The 15623-nt window shown below is 67.1% G+C and carries 12 protein-coding genes, 2 tRNA genes and 1 riboswitch; of the genes, 8 read left to right on the top strand and 6 right to left on the bottom strand.

Features of this window, described 5'->3' with window-relative positions; translation table 11 throughout:
* Positions 1–58: 58 nt before the first annotated feature.
* The 5 genes from ACFPJ1_RS15155 to ACFPJ1_RS15135 all read right to left on the bottom strand — a co-directional run bounded on the left by ACFPJ1_RS15155 (position 59) and on the right by ACFPJ1_RS15135 (position 3702).
* Positions 59–134, bottom strand: a tRNA-Glu gene (locus ACFPJ1_RS15155).
* Between the two features lie 81 nt (positions 135–215).
* Positions 216–287, bottom strand: a tRNA-Gln gene (locus tag ACFPJ1_RS15150).
* 116 nt (positions 288–403) lie between these two features.
* The gene (locus tag ACFPJ1_RS15145; RefSeq protein ID WP_380104254.1) at positions 404–1378 is read right to left on the bottom strand and encodes a CPBP family intramembrane glutamic endopeptidase; all 975 of its coding nucleotides are present in this window, start codon (positions 1376–1378) and stop codon (positions 404–406) included.
* Between the two features lie 4 nt (positions 1379–1382).
* Positions 1383–2921: a glutamate--tRNA ligase gene (gltX, locus tag ACFPJ1_RS15140; protein ID WP_380104253.1), complete on the bottom strand. Its 1539-nt coding sequence runs from the start codon at positions 2919–2921 to the stop codon at positions 1383–1385.
* Positions 2914–3702, bottom strand: a complete 789-nt coding sequence (locus tag ACFPJ1_RS15135) for a fumarylacetoacetate hydrolase family protein (RefSeq protein ID WP_380104252.1) — start codon at positions 3700–3702, stop codon at positions 2914–2916. Before ACFPJ1_RS15135 ends, gltX begins: the two co-directional genes overlap by 8 nt.
* A 70-nt stretch (positions 3703–3772) precedes the next feature.
* Here ACFPJ1_RS15135 and ACFPJ1_RS15130 point away from each other — a divergent pair, with 70 nt between their 5' ends.
* From ACFPJ1_RS15130 to ACFPJ1_RS15120, 3 genes are read left to right on the top strand one after another with little or no spacing between them, the layout of a single operon-like run.
* Positions 3773–4264: a GNAT family N-acetyltransferase gene (locus tag ACFPJ1_RS15130; RefSeq protein WP_380104251.1), complete on the top strand. Its 492-nt coding sequence runs from the start codon at positions 3773–3775 to the stop codon at positions 4262–4264.
* Between the two features lie 26 nt (positions 4265–4290).
* The gene (locus tag ACFPJ1_RS15125; protein ID WP_380104250.1) at positions 4291–5202 is read left to right on the top strand and encodes a 3-methyladenine DNA glycosylase; all 912 of its coding nucleotides are present in this window, start codon (positions 4291–4293) and stop codon (positions 5200–5202) included.
* A gap of 37 nt (positions 5203–5239) precedes the next feature.
* Positions 5240–6142, top strand: coding sequence for a CehA/McbA family metallohydrolase (locus tag ACFPJ1_RS15120; RefSeq protein WP_380104249.1), 903 nt, complete (start codon positions 5240–5242; stop codon positions 6140–6142).
* Between the two features lie 4 nt (positions 6143–6146).
* On the opposite strand, the gene ACFPJ1_RS15115 is transcribed toward ACFPJ1_RS15120, so the two are convergent.
* Positions 6147–6974 carry a class I SAM-dependent methyltransferase gene (locus ACFPJ1_RS15115; protein ID WP_380104248.1) on the bottom strand — a complete coding sequence of 276 codons (828 nt, stop codon included), beginning with the start codon at positions 6972–6974 and terminating at the stop codon, positions 6147–6149.
* 134 nt (positions 6975–7108) lie between these two features.
* Between ACFPJ1_RS15115 and ACFPJ1_RS15110 the strand changes: the two genes are divergently transcribed.
* The 5 genes from ACFPJ1_RS15110 to ACFPJ1_RS15090 all read left to right on the top strand — a co-directional run bounded on the left by ACFPJ1_RS15110 (position 7109) and on the right by ACFPJ1_RS15090 (position 15613).
* Positions 7109–8389, top strand: coding sequence for a Fic family protein (locus ACFPJ1_RS15110; protein ID WP_380104247.1), 1281 nt, complete (start codon positions 7109–7111; stop codon positions 8387–8389).
* A gap of 75 nt (positions 8390–8464) precedes the next feature.
* On the top strand, positions 8465–9046 hold the full coding sequence (locus tag ACFPJ1_RS15105) for a DinB family protein (protein ID WP_380104246.1): 582 nt from the start codon (positions 8465–8467) through the stop codon (positions 9044–9046).
* A gap of 62 nt (positions 9047–9108) precedes the next feature.
* A riboswitch (cobalamin riboswitch) is annotated at positions 9109–9223 on the top strand.
* 163 nt (positions 9224–9386) lie between these two features.
* Entirely contained in the window at positions 9387–13385 is a 3999-nt protein-coding gene (locus tag ACFPJ1_RS15100) for a ribonucleoside-diphosphate reductase subunit alpha (protein WP_380104245.1), read from the top strand.
* The gene (locus ACFPJ1_RS15095) at positions 13382–14464 is read left to right on the top strand and encodes a ribonucleotide-diphosphate reductase subunit beta (RefSeq protein WP_380104244.1); all 1083 of its coding nucleotides are present in this window, start codon (positions 13382–13384) and stop codon (positions 14462–14464) included. Before ACFPJ1_RS15100 ends, ACFPJ1_RS15095 begins: the two co-directional genes overlap by 4 nt.
* A gap of 63 nt (positions 14465–14527) precedes the next feature.
* Positions 14528–15613, top strand: a complete 1086-nt coding sequence (locus ACFPJ1_RS15090) for an epoxide hydrolase family protein (RefSeq protein ID WP_380104243.1) — start codon at positions 14528–14530, stop codon at positions 15611–15613.
* The last annotated feature ends 10 nt before the right edge of the window (positions 15614–15623 follow it).

The following is a 15623-nucleotide window of genomic DNA, read 5'->3' as shown; positions in this document are numbered from 1 at the left end:
CTGGTTGAGCGGAAACAGACGAAGGCCCGGACCGTGAGGTCCGGGCCTTCGTGTTCTCTGGTAGCCCCGACGGGATTCGAACCCGCGCTACCGCCTTGAGAGGGCGGCGTGCTAGGCCGCTACACAACGGGGCCAGAGGGTTGTTGCTCGGTCCTTGCGGGCTGGGCAACGAGGATGAACTGTACCGACTTTCATCGGTGCGGTCCAATCGCTCGCTGGGGTACTAGGACTCGAACCTAGACTAACTGAACCAGAATCAGACGGGCTGCCAATTACCCCATACCCCAAGGCATTTCTCTGCGATTGTGCTTGCGTTTCCGCCCTCACAACCTGGCCCGCTGAGCCTACCCGAGCATGCCGTCAGATTCCAAAACGAGGTCCCGCCCGGGCGTTGTCACTCCCGTCACACCAGCCTCTTCCCAGGGCCGCTGCCCGGTCCCGTCCCAGGCGCCGGCGACGCCACCAGCGGCAGGTCGCAGGTGGTCTGCAGGTGCATCTTGCGGGCCATCAGCAACGCGATCACGCCGAAGGCCACGAACTTCACCACATCGACCGCCACGAGCGACCAGGGCGCGTCCGTGGCCCCCAGGCTGTCGCCCACGCTGTTGGTCAGCGCCGCGAAGATGAAGGTGACCACGTTGTTGGCCGCGTGCGCCGCGATCGACGCCTCCAGGCCACCGGTGCGGATCACCAGCATGGCCGCCACCAGACCGAAGGCGAACCGGTCGAGGAACAACGCCGGGCTCTCCCACGGCCAGATCCCGTGCGCCATCGTGAAGACCACGGTGGTGACGAGCACCGCCACCAGCGAATTCCGCACCAGCGCGCCGACGGCCTGCAGCAGATAGCCGCGGAAGAAGTACTCCTCCCCCGCGGCCTGGAAGGTGGACGTCAACAGGGTGACGGCGATCACGGCCGCCGCGTCCTTCGCGACACCGCTCCCGCCGTCGTCCAGCAGGTCGACGCCGCCGATCTCGATGACGCCCAGCATCACCAACTCGAGCGCCACCGCGGCGACGCCGAACCAGGCGAGCGCACGCCAGCGCAGCCGGCCGACCACCGAGGAGAGCAGCCCAGGCGACTGCCGGTTCAGCTTCTGGGCGACCAGCATGCTCAGCGGGATCAGCACGATCAGCGACAGGTTGGTCGCGAGCAGGCCGAACCAGGAGACCGTGCCCTCCGGATCCTCCCGGATCCCCATCTGGATCGAGAGGATCACCAGGCTCGCGAACATCCAGCCGGCCAGGATGGCGAACGTGCCGAGGATGACCGTCCACCACGTCGTCACCTGGTTCCGCAGCAACCGGTGGTACGGCTGCGGGCCCGGGTCCCCGAGGTCGACGGTGGACCCGGGCCGCGGCGTCGCGTCGTACGACATCGGGTCAGTCCGCCGGCAGCGCGGCGCGGGCCTGCTCCAGCCGGCGGAGCGAGCGCTCCCGGCCGAGCAGTTCCAGCGACTCGAACAGCGGCGGCGAGATCCGGCGGCCGGAGATCGCCACCCGGACCGGGCCGAAGGCGTTCTTCGGCTTCAGCCCGAGCCCCTCGATCAAGGACGCGCGCAGCGCCTGCTCGATCGCCTCGGTCTTCCACTCGCCAAGCTCCGAGAGCGCCTTCGAGGTCGCCTCCAGCACCGCGCCGGCGTCACCGGTCAGCACCTTCGCGGCCGCATCCGGGTCGATCGTGAACGCCTCGTCGGAGACGAACAGGAAGCCCAGCATGTCCGGCGACTCCGACAGCGTGTTCATCCGCTCCTGCACCAACGGCACCGCCGCGTGCAGTACCGCGAGCTGCTCCTCCGACGGCTCGGCCGGCAGCAAGCCGGCCTGCGCCAGGAAGGGCACCACCCGGGCGGCGAACTCCGACGGATCCAGCATCCGCATGTGCGACGCGTTGATCGCCTCGCACTTCTTCGGGTCGAACCGGGCCGCGTTCGCGTTCACCTTGCGGATGTCGAACGCCTTGACCATCTCGTCCATGGTGAAGACGTCGCGGTCGTCGGCGATCGACCAGCCGAGCAGCGCCAGGTAGTTCAGCAGGCCCTCGGGCAGGAAGCCGCGCTCCATGTACTCGCCGAGGCCGGAGCCCGGGTCGCGCTTGGACAGCTTCTTGTTGCCCTCGCCCATCACGAACGGCAGGTGCCCGAACTGCGGCGTCTTGCCGGAGCCGATACCGATCTCCGCGAGCGCTTCGTAGAGCGCGATCTGCCGTGGCGTCGACGGCAGCAGGTCCTCGCCCCGCAGTACGTGGGTGATCTCCATCAGCGCGTCGTCGACCGGGTTCACCAGCGGGTACAGCGGGTAGCCGTTGGCCCGGACGAGCACGTAGTCGCCCAGGTTCTCCGGCAGGAAGGTGATCTCGCCGCGGACCAGGTCGTCGAACACGATCGGCCGGTCGGGCATCCGCAGCCGGACCACCGGGCGCCGGCCCTCGTCGAGGTAGGCCTGCACCTGCTCAGGGGTCAGCGTGCGGCAGTGACCGTCGTACCCGCTGTGCTGGCCCGCGGTACGGGCTGCCTCGCGACGCTGCTCGAGCTCTTCCTGGGAGCAGTAGCAGTGGTACGCCTTGCCCGCGGCCAGGAGCTTCGCCACCACGTCGGCGTAGATGTCCATCCGCTCGGACTGCAGGTACGGGCCGTAGTTGCCGCCGACCTCCGGGCCCTCGTCCCAGTTCAGGCCGAGCCAGCGCAGCGAGTCGAGCGTGTACTGCAGCGCCTCGGGGGTGTTGCGCGAGGTGTCGGTGTCCTCGATCCGGAGCACCAGCTTGCCGCCGTAGTGCCGGGCGAAAGCCCAGTTGAACAAGGCGCTGCGGATGTTGCCGACCGTCAGCAGACCGGTCGGCGACGGTGGGAAGCGCACTCGCACCTGGTCGGGTTCCAAGCCACCGAGGACGTCGTCGTCGGTCGGGGCAGGCCTGTCAGTCACGCACGATCACCTTGTTCGTCAGAGTTCCGATTCCCTCGATGCTGATCGCGACCTCGTCGCCGGGCAGCATCGGGCCGACACCCGCGGGGGTGCCGGTGAGCACCACGTCGCCGGGCAGCAACGTGGTGAAGGAGGTGATGTAGGCCAGCACCTCCGGGATGTCGAAGATGAACTGCGAGGTCCGGCCGTCCTGCTTCGGCTCGCCGTTCAGCGTGGTGGTCACCCGGACGTCGGAGACGTCGAGCTCGGTGGTGATCCACGGGCCGAGCGGGCAGAACGTGTCGTACCCCTTGGCCCGGGCCCACTGGCCGTCGGTCTTCTGCAGGTCCCGCGCGGTGACGTCGTTGGCGACGGTGTACCCGAAGATCACCTCGTTCACGCGTTCCTTGGGCAGGTCGCGGCAGATCCGGCCGATCACGATCGCCAGCTCGCCCTCGAAGTGCAGGTCGTTCGTCTGCTCCGGGTAGACGATGCCGTCCCGCGGGCCGACCACCGAGGTGTTCGGCTTGAGGAAGATCAGCGGCTCCTTCGGCACCTCGTTGCCGAGCTCCTCCGCGTGCGCCTGGTAGTTGCGCCCGACACAGACCACCTTGCTGCGCGGGATCACCGGGGCCAGCAACCGGACGTCGGCCAGTTGCAACTGCTCGCCGGTGAACTGGACCGGCCGGTAGAGCGGGTCCGAGTCGAGCACGGCTACGGTTCCGACGAGCCCCTCGGGGTCGTCGGTCTCGACGACGCCGTACTTCGGCTCGTCGTCGACGGAGAATCTGGCGATACGCACTTCAGGCCTTTGCTCAGGTCAGAGGATGAACGGCCCCGAGCCTACCGCCGTACCGGGGTGAGACAGTTACATGGTGACGACGACGATCCGCCTGGCCCAGCCCGACGAGTACGACGAGGTCGGCGAGCTGACCGCAGACGCCTACGCGAGCGACGGCTTCATCCCCGAGGGCTCCGACTACGGACTGACCTTGCGCAACGCCGCCGACCGTGCCGCCAAGGCCGAACTGTGGGTCGCGGTGGACGACACGGAGCTGCTCGGCACCGTTACTTTCTGTACGCCGGGCTCGGTCTACGGCGAGATCGCCGAGACCGGCGAGGGCGAGTTCCGGATGCTCGGCGTCTCCCCCAAGGCCCGCGGCCTCGGCCTCGGTACTGCGCTGAGCCGGCACTGCGTCGAGCGGTCCCGCGAGCTCGGCTACCACCGGGTCGTCCTGTCCAGCGCCACCTCCATGACCGGGGCACACCGGATCTACGAACGCCTCGGCTTCACCCGCCTCCCCGAACGCGACTGGTCCCCCCGCCCCGGAGTCGACCTGTACGCCTTCGCCCTGGACCTGTGAGCCCTGGACCTGTGAGCCGTGGAGCCGTGAGCCGTGGACCTGTGAGCCCTGGTCGCGTGCCCGCCTCGGCCCAGACCTCCGTCGTCACCCTCGAGGCCGCCGAATGGGAGCCGCTCCAGGCCGCCCATGTCGCCCGGGTCGACGCGCTGCTCGCAGACCACCTGGAGCGCCGCCGGCGCCGGGAGAAGCACCCGGTGGAGGACTTCCTCTTCACCTACTACCCGACCCGCCCGAATCACCTCCGCGTCTGGCACCCCGGCCCCGGAATCCGCCTGCTCGGCGCCACGCAGTACGAGGGAAGACGCGGCTACCTGTACTCCGAGGGCGCGGCGCAGCTGGATCTTGCCGAGGTCTCGCGCCGTACCGACTCGATCAGCTGGATCCGGCAGTTGCTAGCGGCAACGGCTGACCGGCAGCCCCAGTTCGGCTGCTTCGGCCTGCACGAGTGGGCGATGGTCTACAGGACCGAGGACATCCGCCACGACTGGCCGCTTCGACTGGGCCCCGACGGCACCGACAAGGTCGTCGAGTCCCACAAGATCGCCTGCTCCCACTTCGACGCCTTCCGCTTCTTCACCCAACCGGCCCGCCCCCTCAACGTCCTCTCCCCCACCCGGGAGTCCCAACCTCAGCTGGAGCAAGGCGGCTGCCTCCACGCCAACATGGACCTCTACAAGTGGGCATCCAAACTGATGCCCTTCACTCGCAGCTCCCTGCTCCTCGACTGCTTCGAACTGGCCCGCGACATCCGCACCCTCGACATGCGCGCCTCCCCTTACGACTTCGCATCGTTGGGGTATGACCCGGTCCAGATCGAGACCCCGGCTGGCAAAGCCACGTACGCCGCAGCCCAACGCTCCTTCGCCGACCGCGCCCGCCCTCTCCGCCAACGACTAGTCGAACTCTGCGACCAGCTCCTCACAACTGCCACTATCTGAGGCTCGCCTGCCATCGCACCAGAGGAGCTCCTGACACATGTTCGAGCTGCCGTTCGACCGGCCAGGGCGGTTCTGGCGCGGGAACCTGCATACCCACTCCGACCGGTCGGATGGCGCGTTGCCGCCGGAGGAGGTCGGCCGTCTCTATCAGGAGGCGGGCTACGACTTTGTGGCCATCACGGATCACTTCAGGGCGAAGTACGGGTATCCGTTGACCGACACCAGGGCGCTGCGGACCTCCACGTTCACGACGCTGCTGGGTGCTGAACTGCACGCACCACGGACCGAGTTCTCGGCGGAGTGGCACATCATCGCGCTCGGGCTGCCGTTTGGTTTCACACCGCCGGACTCCGCGGAGACCGGACCTGAACTTGCCCGCCGGGCTCGCGCCGCGGGGGCGTTCATCGGCATGGCGCACCCGGCGGCATCCCTGCTCACTCTCGCCGATGCGGAGAGCCTGGACGCCGCACACGCCGTCGAGGTTCACAACGCTCTGTCGGCATGGGAGGACCGAGGCGACAGCTGGCACCTCTGTGATTTGCTGCTTGGCCGGGGACACCGGCTCGGCGTCTATGCAGCCGACGACGCCCACTTTCAGCCCCAGGATCCACCAGGCTTCGCGGCGTGGGTGCAGGTACGCGCCGAGTCCCTGGAACCCGACGCTCTGCTCGCCGCGCTCAAGGACGGCCAGTACTACGCCAGCACCGGACCTGAGATCCATGACATCCGTCTCGACGACGGCACGATCACGATTCGCAGTTCACCGGCCAGCCGAGTACTCGTCACCGGCTGCGTTCCCGGAAAGGAGGTGCGGGCCGGCGACGCATTCACCGAATGCTCACTCCCACTCGACATGTTCCGGACGAGTGCCTACATCCGGGTGACCGTCGTCGATGCCAGCGGTGGACGGGCCTGGAGCAACCCGATCTGGCTGAACTGATCGCTCACTCCCGCCTGGTCGCCAGGAGGACGTAGAGCAAGGGGATCCGGGGCGCTTCGTCCGGGATGCGCCACCAGCCCTTGGGGGTTTGCTGCATGGTGTTGAAGCGGGGCCATTGGAGTACTTCGGACTCGCGGAGGCGGGTGATCTGGAAGCCGCTGCTGGCGAGGGTGGTGACTACTTCGCCGAGGCTGTGCATCCACTCGAAGCTGCGTTGGCGGCCGGGGACCTGGTCGCCGGTGTAGGTGACGGTGGAGTCGTGGGCGATCGCGCCACGGCCTTCCAGGTAGTCGTTGCGGATGATCAGGTCGTCGGTGTCGCCGGGCAGGGCGACCGGGCCCATCGCGTTCAGGAGCGGGTGGAACTCGACGATGTAGAGGGAGCCGCCCGGCTTCACGAGTTGGCCGACGACTTCGGCCCACTGGGCGAAGTCGGGGAGGTAGCAGAGCGCGCCCTTGCCGGTGTAGACGGCATCGAACTGCCTGCCCTCCAGGGCCTCCACCGCGTCGTACACGTTCGCGTGGACGTACTCGATGTCGACCTTCTGGTTTCCGGCGAGCTTCCGCGCCTCCTCCAGCGAACGTGAGGAAAGGTCGAGCCCGACGGTCCGGGCGCCGCGGCGGGCGAAGGCGATCGTCTCGGTGCCGAGATGACACTGGAGGTGCAGTACGTCGCGCCCGTCGAGCGGACCGAGATCCTCCCACTCGTAGTCGCCGAACCAGTACTCCGCAGGCTGGCTGTAGAACCGGCTGGCCGCATGCAACGCCGCCCGCGCATCCCAGTCCGCCTCGTTCGCCGCCACCATTTCGAGCGCTTCCGCGTCCAGCCGCACGGTGCCTCCAGTCTCGTCGCCCCAGTCTCGTGACCAGGTTCGAGTCTGCCCTCCGATCGGTTCATCTCTCCTGGACTAAGGCTGTCTCTTGTTCAAGCTTGTCTCCCAACCTTGAATAAGAGACACTCCTAGGTATGGCTCGAGTGGAGTTGCACAGGTGGCCGGGGCACCCTGACGGGTTCACCCGGGCCGAGCGGCTGGGCGGGTCGTATGAGTTGTACTTCCCGGACAGGCTGGTCGGGCGGGAGTTCGACCTCAGCGACGAGGTGCTGGCGGCGCTCGAGGACGCGGCCGGGGATCTCGCCCGGCTCGACGCGACGGCCGCGGTACTGACGAACAGCGAGGCTTTGGCGCGGTTGTTGCTGCGGGCCGAGGCAGTCGGGTCGTCGCAGATCGAGGGGCTCGTGGTCGGCGCGCGCCGGCTCCTGAAGGCCGAGGCTCTGCGGGACAGCGCGCGCCATCACGACGTCACCGCCGAGGAGGTGCTCGGCGCGGTCGACGCGATGACGTGGGTGACCGAGTCCGTGCAGATCGGCGAGAAACTCGAGGTCGAGCATCTGCTCGAGGCGCATCGGCGACTGATGGCGCACTCGCCGAATCCGGAGTTCGGCGGCGAGGTGCGCTTCCTGCAGAACTGGATCGGCGGCCGCTCCCCCGCCGAGGCGTACTACGTGCCGCCGCCCGCGCAACTCATGCCCGAACTGCTCGAGGACCTGATGGCATTCGTGCGGGACTCTTCCCTGCCTGTGCTGGCGAAAACCGGCATCGCGCACGCGCAGTTCGAGACCATCCACCCGTTTGCCGACGGCAACGGCCGGACCGGGCGCGCGCTGATCCACCTGATCCTGCGGGCCGAGGGACTCGTCGAACGCACGGTCCCGCCGGTGTCGCTGTCACTCGCCACCCACGCCACGCAGTACGTCGAAGCGCTCACCGCGTTCCGGCACGTCGGCAAGGCGACGAGCCCTCGCGCTCGCGGCGCGGCGAACGAGTGGCTGCTGATGTTCGCGACGGCGTGCAGCCATGCCACGGCCGAGGCGGCTCGCTTCGAACGCACCGCGGCCGAACTCAAGACAGCCTGGCGCGAACGGACCGCCCCAGTGCGCGCGGGATCGGCAGTCGACCTGCTGATCGAGACCCTGCCGGCGGCACCCGTGCTCACCCTAGCCGCCGCGGCCGAACTCATCGGCAGGTCACAGCAGGCCGCCAACCAGGGGCTCGCCCGGCTCACCGAAGCCGGCGTGCTCCGCGAGGTCACGGACGGCCGTCGCAACCGGGTCTACGAAGCTCCTGAACTGATCGATGCCTTCACCCTCCTCGAACGCCGTTTCGCCAGCCCGGCGGCGGATACCCGGATCGAGCCACCTAGCAGACCCGTTCCGTCGATGCCATCACCAACACACCGTCGCAGTTGACTTTCCCTTCCCTCGCGTTGAACAATTCGAACATACGTTCGAAGCTTGATCAAACGGGGAGTGTGAGGAACTGTGATGCCGGAGCCGTTCGACTGGGACATCCTGCAGCGACCATCGGCGATGGCGATGGTGCGGGGCCAGCTCGGCTTCAGCTGGATGGTGCTGTCCGGGCGGCTCGCGGCCTTGACGGACGACGAGTACTTCTGGCGACCGAGCAGCGAGGCCCTGACCGTCGTCCGCCGGCAGTACGCCGGGCGCTTCAGGTCACTCGGAACCGGCGAGTGGGTCGCGCAGTGGCCGGACGAGCCTGACCACCGAGGACCGCGCACGATCGCCTGGCTGATCGCCCACCTGACCGAGACGTTCTTCGAGCGCTGGGAGTGGACCTTCGGCGAGAGCCGCCAGGGCCGCGCCGACATCACCCTGCACGGCAACGCCCGCGACGCCGTCGCCTGGCTCAGCCACTGGGTCGACGCGTGGCAGCAGTCCATTGCCGACCTCGACGAGCAACAGGTGATGACCGTCGGCCTGAGCCAGGCCACCGAACTGGACGCCGGCGAACCCTTCGGCCACGTCATCCTCCGCCTCAATCGCGAACTCATCCACCACGGCTCGGAAATCATGACCCTCCAAGACCTCCACGCCCTAGCCGCGTGATTCACACACAAGATGTGCGGCACGCGGCGCGTCGTGCCACAAGATGTGGTGGTTGTGGAGCTAATGTCCCTTCTACTGGTGGTAGGGGAATCCGGTGGAAATCCGGGGCTGCCCCGCAGCGGTAAGCGGGGAATGTGCTCCGTGAGCCCGAATGCCTGCCGCCGGTGCGTGTGCCGCCGGTGCACGCTGTCCGAGGCCTCGAGGGCGGGCCGCAGGGCGCGACAGGAGCAGATCCGCAAGACCGCGGGCTCCGGCCGAACCAGGCTGGAACCACCGCAGGTCTGCCGCTGCCTGTCCCGTCGTGCGCTCGTTCGGGGTCCCGGTCGTCAAAGAGACTCGCGTGGAGAGAGCGCTTGTGACCATCGTTTCGCCTTCCCAGCCGACCGCAGGCCAGTCGGCTCCCCCGACCCAACTCACCGTCGTACGGCGCGAGGGCAGCAGCACCGCCTTCGATCCGACCAAGATCTCCGTTGCTCTCAGCAAGGCCTTCTTGGCTGTCGAAGGAGCGGAGGCCGGCAGCAGCCACCGGGTCCGCGACCTGGTCAGCGACCTGACGGCCAAGGTGATCTCGACCCTGACCAGCCGCGGCGACGCAAGGCGCAGTGTGCAGGTCGAGGACATCCAGGACCAGGTCGAGCTGGCGCTGATGCGCGCCGGCGAGCACCAGGTCGCCCGGGCGTATGTCCTCTACCGGGAGGAGCGCAGCAAGGCCCGCACCCCGGAGAACGCGGCCGAGCTCAGCAAGCAGCCGCCGGCCATCACCGTCCGCGCCGCCGACGGCAGCATCGCTCCCCTCGACGTGGAACGCCTGCGCCTAATCGTCGCCGAGGCAGCCGCGGGACTCGACTCGGTCGATGCCGAGCTGATCCTGAACGAGACCCTCGGCTCCTGCTACGACGGCATCGCCCAGCACGAGGTCGAGCTCGCCCTGGTGATGGCCGCCCGTGCGTATGTCGAAACCGAGCCGGAGTACAGCTTCGCCGCCAGCAGGCCGCTGCTGGACCAGATCCGCCGCGAGGCGCTCGGCCGGGTGCACGGTGAGCCGCGCCAGGCGAGCCAGGCGGACATGGCCTCGGCGTACGTCGGCTACTTCCCGAAGTACCTCGAAACAGGCATCGAGGCAGGGCTGCTCGACCCTGAGCTCGCCACCTTCGACCTCGCCAAGGTCGCCGCGGCGATCAAGCCGGAGCGCGACCTGGACCTCGCCTTCCTCGGCCTGCAAACGCTGTACGACCGCTACCTGCTGCACATCGACAAGGTCCGCTTCGAGCTCCCCCAGGCGTTCTTCCTCCGCGTCGCGATGGGCATCGCGCTGAAGGAGGAGAACCGCGAGGACCGAGCGATCGAGTTCTACGAGCTGCTCAGCTCGTTCCGGTTCATGTCCTCCACGCCGACACTGTTCAACTCCGGTACCACCCGGCCGCAGCTGTCGTCGTGCTTCCTCACCACCGTCGACGACGATCTGGCCGGCATCTTCAGCGGCATCCGCAACAACGCGCTGCTCGCGAAGTACTCGGGTGGACTCGGCAACGACTGGACACCGGTCCGCGGTATCGGCGCGAAGATCCGCGGCACCAACGGCGAGTCCCAGGGCGTCGTGCCGTTCCTCAAGATCGCCAACGACACCGCCGTCGCAGTCAACCAGTGCTTTGCTCCGGAGACCCTCGTCTACGCCGCAGCCGGCGCAACGGCGATTCGCGAGATCAAGGTGGGTGATCTGGTGCTCGGTGCGAGCGGCCGCTATCGCGAGGTCACGAAGACATTCACGTACGACCAGGATGGCCCGATGGTGGAGCTCAACGTGAAGCACTCGATCGAGCCGCTCACGGTCACCGCAGGGCATCCTTTCTATGCGATTCAAGGCGTGCCGATGGAGCAGGGTAATGAGCGCACGCTCGAGTGGCTCACCAAGGGAAAGGTTCAGGCAGCCTGGGTCGAGGCCGGCATGCTCAGCAGGGGTGACTACGTCGGGCAGGTCGTCCCGAAGGAGGTCATTCCGGTTCACTCTCTAACGGAGGACGATGCGCGCCTGTACGGCATCCTTCTCGGCGACGGCCATCTGTCGAAGAACGGCAGCCAGTGGGGGGTATCCGGCAACCCGCAGTGCGACTCACATCTGTCGTTCGTCCGCGACTACCTCACCACTCGCGAAATCCACTTCTGGGAGACCGGTCGCGGTGACACCTACACACAGATCCACTGGGCGGCGGGACGTGGCGTCAGAAGAGACCCGCTCACGGGACGTTTCGCCGGTCGCGGCGAGGCGACGCTTCCGTTTACCGGCGAGGACCTCTACGACGAACAACACCTCAAGCACCTCGCACGTCGGTTCGCACACCTACCGCCCACCAAGACACGTGCGCTCATCCGCGGTCTCCTGGAAACGGACGGCGGTACATCACGTGGCAAGGAAATCTACTTCACGACGACGTCACGAAGGCTCGCCGCCGACTTGTGCTACCAACTGCTCAGGCTCGGAGTGCCCACCGCGGGGCAGTATCGTATTCGGGACGGCCATCACGTCGGCCGGCGCTCGGATGGTTCCGAGATCACCTTCTCGAAGCCTGTGCACGTGGTTGATATCCGTATTCCCGCCATACCGGGAATCGCCGAGCTCGTGGGCGCTAGACCCATCCACAAATTCAACTGGATCGCACACGAAGGCATGGTCTTCTCGCGCGTACGCGAGATCCGTACTACATCGATGGTGCCGGTCGTGCACGATCTCGAGGTCGAGGTCGACGAGTCGTATATGACAAGCGCCGGCTTGGCCCACAACGGCGGTAAGCGCAAGGGCGCGGTCTGCGCGTATCTCGAGACCTGGCACGTGGACATCGAAGAGTTCCTCGACCTGCGCAAGAACACCGGTGATGAGCGCCGCCGGACGCACGACATGAACACCGCGAACTGGGTGCCGGACCTGTTCCTGCAGCGGGTCGAGGCCGGCGGCGACTGGACCCTGTTCTCCCCCGACGAGGTCCCAGACCTGCACGACCTGTACGGCGCCGCGTTCGCCATGGCGTACGAGAACTACGAGCGGGCCGCCGACCGCGGTGAGATCCGGGTGTTCCGCCGGATCAAGGCCGTCGACCTGTGGCGCCGGATGCTGACCGTGCTCTTCGAGACCGGCCACCCATGGATCACCTTCAAGGACGCGTGCAACCTGCGCTCACCGCAGCAGCACGACGGCGTTGTCCACTCGTCCAACCTGTGCACCGAGATCACCCTGAACACCACCGTCGACGAGACCGCGGTCTGCAACCTGGGCTCGGTCAACCTGGTCGCGCACCTCACCGCCACCGGCCTGGATGCAGAACTGCTCCGCGACACCGTGAAGACGGCCGTCCGGATGCTCGACAACGTGATCGACGTGAACTTCTACACCACGCCGGAGTCCGAGCGCGCGAACCAGCGGCACCGCCCGGTTGGCCTCGGCCTGATGGGATTCGCCGACGCGCTCTTCGCGCTGCGCATCCCGTACTCCTCCGACGCGGCCGTCGCCTTCGCCGACAGCTCGATGGAGCAGATCAGCTACCACGCGATCGAGGCGTCGAGCGACCTGGCCGCCGAGCGCGGCAGCTACCAGACGTACGACGGATCGCTGTGGAGCCAGGGCATCCTGCCGATCGACTCGCTCGAACTGCTCCGCGAGGCGCGCAACGGCGACCTCACCGTCGACACCGGCCGCACGCTCGACTGGGACGCCCTGCGGACCAAGGTGCAGCGCGATGGGATGCGGAACTCCAACGTACTGGCAATCGCGCCGACCGCGACGATCTCCAACATCTGCGGGGTCAGCCAGTCGATCGAGCCGATCTACCGGAACCTGTTCGTGAAGTCGAACATGTCCGGCGAGTTCACCGTCGCCAACCCTTACCTCGTCGCCGACCTCAAGGCACGCGGCCTGTGGGACCAGGTGATGGTGTCGGACCTCAAGTACCACGACGGGATCCTGTCCCAGATCGACCGGGTGCCGGCCGATCTGCAGGAGCTCTACGCGACCGCCTTCGAGCTGGACCCGCTGTGGTTGGTGAAGGCGGCGTCGCGCCGGCAGAAGTGGCTCGACCAGGCCCAGTCGCTCAACCTCTACATGTCCGCGCCGTCCGGAAAAGCACTCGACGAACTCTACCGGTCGGCTTGGCGGTATGGCCTCAAGACGACCTATTACCTGCGTTCCCAGTCAGCGACTCACGTGGAGAAGTCCACGCTGCAAGGAACCGACGGCCGGCTCAACGCTGTTCCCGTAGCCCTGCCAGAACCCACCGCTCCAGTGGCCCTGCCGGAACCCACCGGTGCTGTCTGCTCGATCGACGACCCTGACTGCGAGGCCTGCCAGTGACCACCACAGGACTGGGCGAGATCGCCATCGGAGCATCGCGGGTCGAGGTCGCCGACAAAGCGATGATCAACGCCCGCGCGGACGTGAACCAGTTGCTCCCACTGAAGTATCAGTGGGCCTGGGACAAGTACTTGGCCGCCTGCAACAACCACTGGATGCCGACCGAGGTGGCGATGCAGGCCGACATCTCCCTCTGGAAGTCCCGGGACGGGTTGACCGAGGACGAGCGGCTGATGCTGAAGCGCAACCTCGGCTTCTTCGCCACCGCCGAGTCCCTGGTCGCGAACAACATCGTGCTCGCGGTCTACCGGCAGCTCACCAACCCCGAGTGCCGGCAGTACCTGCTCCGCCAGGCGTTCGAGGAAGCCGTGCACACGCACACCTTCCAGTACATCTGTACTTCGCTCGGCCTGGACGAGGGCGAACTGTTCAACATGTACCGCGAGGTGCCGTCCATCGCGGACAAGGACGCCTGGGCGCTGAAGTACACCCAGCACCTGGAGGATCCCGACTTCAGGACGGGCACCCCGGAGGCGGACACCGACTTCCTGCGCGACCTGATCGCGTTCTACGTGGTCTTCGAGGGGATGTGGTTCTACACCGGTTTCGCGCAGATCCTGTCGCTCGGCCGGCGCAACAAGATGGTCGGGATCGCCGAGCAGTACCAGTACATCCTGCGCGACGAGTCGATCCACCTGAACTTCGGCATCGACTGCATCAACCAGATCAAGCAGGAGAACCCGCACCTGTGGACCGCGCGGTTCCAGGCGGAGGTGCGCCAGATGCTCACCGAGGCGTGCGAGCTGGAAGTCGCCTACGGCCGCGCGACGATGCCGAACGGCATGCTCGGCCTGACCGCCGACCTGTGCGAGCAGTACATGCACTTCATCACCGACCGCCGGGCGGAGCAGATCGGCCTCGCCCCGATCTTCGGCGAGACCCGCAACCCGTTCGGCTGGATGTCGGAGGTGATGGACCTGAAGAAGGAGAAGAACTTCTTCGAGACCCGCGTGATCGAGTACCAGTCCGGCGGCAGCCTGTCCTGGGACGATCTCCTGAGGTCTCACCTGTGCTCCTGAAGTTCTGTTGGTGTGACCAACGATTATGGGTTATCGTTGGTCACACCAACAAAGGAGATCACCATGATCGAGCCGTTCACCATCGACATCCCGCAGGCCGACCTCGACGACCTGGCCGACCGCCTCGCCAGGACCCGGTGGCCCGACGAACTCCCCGACGCCGGCTGGGACTACGGCATCCCGCTCGCGTGGATGAAGGAACTCACCGAGCACTGGCGTACGGCGTACGACTGGCGCAAGCAGGAAGCCCGGCTGAACGAACTCCCGCAGTACACGACCGAGATCGACGGGCAGCGGGTCCACTTCGTGCACGTCCGCTCGGCCAACCCCGAGGCGCTGCCGCTGATCCTCACGCACGGCTGGCCGGGTTCGTTCCTCGAGTTCGTCGGCGTGATCCGGCCGCTCGCCGAGAACTTCCACCTGGTCATCCCGTCGATCCCCGGCTTCGGGTTCTCCGGCCCGACCCACGAACAGGGCTGGGACATCCACCGCGTCGCCCGGGCCTGGGCCGAACTGATGAACCGCCTCGGCTACGACCGGTACGGCGCTCAGGGTGGCGACTTTGGATCGGGGATCGCCCGGGCGCTGGCGGACGTCGCCCCGGACCAAGTGGTCGGCGTCCACGTCACCTACCTGCCGCTGCCTCCGCCGAAGGGGGTCGAGTTCGACCTCGACGAGGAGGACACCCGGCGGCTGGACCGGATCAAGGCGTTGGTGGCCAACCGCCCGGCGTACCAGGCGTTGCAGGCGACGCGGCCACAGACCATCTCGTACGCGCTGACCGACTCTCCCGTCGGCCAGTTGGCCTGGATCGCGGAGAAGTTCACCGAGTGGACCGACCCCGCCTCGGAGATCCCGATCGACCACTTGCTGACCAACATCTCGCTCTATTGGTTGACCGGCACCGCGGGGTCGTCCGCTCGCCTGACCAAGGAGACGGCCGGGGTCACACCACCGGTCTGCGCGGCTCCACTCGGAGTGGCGGTGCTCCCCCACGACATCACCCTGGCGATCCGGCCACACGTTGAGCATTCGTTCCAGGTGGCGCAGTGGACCGAATACGCGCGAGGCGGCCATTTCGCTGCCCTCGAGGTGCCCGACCTGTTCGCCGCCGACGTGACGAGGTTCTTCCAACTAGTCCAGAGCTAGAGCAGAGTTG

It is taken from the genome of Kribbella qitaiheensis (genome assembly GCF_042657745.1).
GTDB classification, from domain to species: domain Bacteria; phylum Actinomycetota; class Actinomycetes; order Propionibacteriales; family Kribbellaceae; genus Kribbella; species Kribbella qitaiheensis.
Note: the sequence above shows the minus strand (reverse complement) of the source record. Positions and strands in the feature narration are given on the sequence as shown.